Annotated in this window: 1 protein-coding gene and 1 pseudogene; both read right to left on the reverse strand. The window is 75.0% G+C overall.

Annotation, left to right across the window (positions count from 1 at the left end):
* Positions 1-735, reverse strand: a pseudogene (locus tag CIK81_RS17805) (hypothetical protein); the annotation flags it as partial.
* Positions 732-2,316, reverse strand: a 1,585-nt coding sequence (locus CIK81_RS17810; RefSeq protein ID WP_206749927.1) for an ATP-binding cassette domain-containing protein, incomplete at its 5' end; no start/stop codon positions are given. The pseudogene CIK81_RS17805 and the gene CIK81_RS17810, both read right to left, overlap by 4 nt.

Below are 2,316 nucleotides of genomic sequence, written 5' to 3' on the forward strand. Positions count from 1 at the left end.
GCGGGACCGGGCCGTCAGCGCGGCGCCGAGCCGTGCGTCCAGCTCTCGCATCGCGGCCAGGCGCTCCTCCAGGGTGCCGGCACCCTGGATCACGTCCCGCACCCGCAGAGAGTCCGCCACATGCTGGGTGATGTCGCCGCGGGCACGGCCCAGCACGCGGGCGGTCTGCCGGCCCGCGCCACGGCCGAGAAGAGAGACGGCCCAGCCTGCGGCGAGCACGAGGGCGAGGCTCAGCGCCGTGGGAGGGCCGGCGGTGGCGGCGGTGAAACCGATCGCGGCGGCCGGGAGGAGCACGGCGCTGATCGCGGGAGCGATCGTGTGCGCGAAGAACACCTCGATCCGGTCCACGTCCCGCACGGCCACATCGAGCACGCGAGCCGCTCCGCGCACATCGATCACGGCCGGGGCCTGCGGGAGCACTCGGTGCATCACCCAGATGCGCAGCTCGCCCAGCAGGCGGAAGGCCGCCAGATGCCCGGTGAGCTGTTCGAGATAGCGCAGGGCCCCGGCCGCCAGCGCGAGCACGATGAGTCCGGCGACGACGACGAGCACGGACAGATCCCCCGGTTGTGTGAGCGCGGCGCCGATCGCCCAGGCAGGCAGGGCGAGGGCCGCAGCCGAGGCGGTGTGCCCCAGGAGCCTGCCGAGCACGGAGACGGCGAGCACGCCACGGGCGGGGGCGGCGAAGGCGAGCAGCCAGCGCAGATCCGTCATCGGGCGGTTCCGTTGCGTCATCGGGCGGCTCCTTCGCGGAGGCGGGGGTCGTCGGCGGTCTCCGCGGCGAGCGCCTCGGCGTAGTAGCCGGGCCGCGAGCGAACCTGGTCGGGCGGGCCGACGTCCACGACAGCGCCGGCCACGAGCACCACCACGAGGTCGGCGTCCAAGGTGGTGTGCAGGCGGTGGGAGGTCTCCACGACCGTGCGACCCTGCAGGGACACGGCGAGCCGCTCACGCACCAGTCGCTCGGTGGCGCGGTCGAGATCGGCCGTGGGCTCGTCGAGCAGCACGAGGCCACGGTCCTGGATCAGCAGGCGCGCGAGGCCCAGGCGCCGTCGCTGACCGCCGGACAGCAGCGCGCCTCCCTCCCCGACGACGGTCCGCTCCCCCGCCGGCATGGTGCGCAGGTCCGGGGCGAGGCCGGCGGTATGGAGGGCTTCGGTGAGGCGGGATCCGTCGGCGTCCGGGGCGACCAGGCGCAGGTTGTCCTCGAGCGTGCTGGAGAGCAGGTCGATGTGCTGGCCGAGGGTGGCGCAGCGGCGACGGCGCACGGCGGCGTCGGCCGGGGCGCCGTCCAGGTGGATCCTGCCGCGGGCGGGCTCCTCGAGGCCTCCGAGCACCCGCAGCAGCGTGGACTTCCCGGCGCCCGAGGGGCCGACGAGGGCGATGCGCGCGCCGGCGGGGAGTGCGAGGTCCACCCCTTCGAGCACGGGCCGGCCCGCGCGATCCACTCCGAGCCCACGGAGCTCGATCGATGGAGGGGTGTCGTGGGCAGGCGTCCGCCGCGTGCCCGTGCTCTCGGTGGTGCTGACGTCGGCCGTGAGCTCCTCGAGTTGGTCGCGCCGGGCACGGCCTCCGAGGGCGACGTAGAAGGTGCGGCCGATCCGCCCCATCGGTTCCTGCAGCAGCACGACCAGCAGGATCCCCGTGAAGGCCTGACCGGCACCGATCCGGCCGTTGTCGAAGCCCGCCAGCACCAGGGCCACGGCGACGCAGCCCATGAGCACCCCGAACACGGCGTCGTGCACCACGATCACCACCTGGTTGCGTGCGAGCAGCCGCGTGAGCTCACGCATCGCGCCGCGCGCCGTCTGGGCGTAGTCCGCGAGCACGCGGGCGCCGGCGCCGAGCACGCTCACCGTGCCGAGTCCCTCGACGAGCTCGAGATAGCGGGCGGCGGCCTGGCTCTGCGCACGCCGGAACTGGCCGTTCGAGCGGCGCAGCACGTGATCCCCGAGCACGATCAGGGGCGGCACCGCGGCGATCGCGACCAGCAGCACCAGCGCCCCGAGCGCATCGATCACCGCGGCCCAGACCGCGAGCACCAGCAGTGGGGCGGTGAACGCGGCCAGGGTGGGGGTGAGGAACCCGGACCGGTAGGCGGCGACCTTCTCGACCCCGCCGGTGGCGGCGTCCAGCATCGTTCCGTGCCCGGCCTCGGCACCGGCCCCGTCCCCGTCCGGGGCCGCGCTCTCGTCGTCGGGTCGGCGCGCCCCGAGCGCTGAACGCATCACGCGCTCTCGCCAGCCGGTCTCCGTCTCCCCCCTCCATCGCGCCGCCGACCCGTCCGGCGACTGCCGGCGCACTGCGCGTCGAGGG

Origin of the sequence: Brachybacterium sp. JB7 (genome assembly GCF_003335205.1) — a bacterium.
Lineage (GTDB): Bacteria > Actinomycetota > Actinomycetes > Actinomycetales > Dermabacteraceae > Brachybacterium > Brachybacterium alimentarium.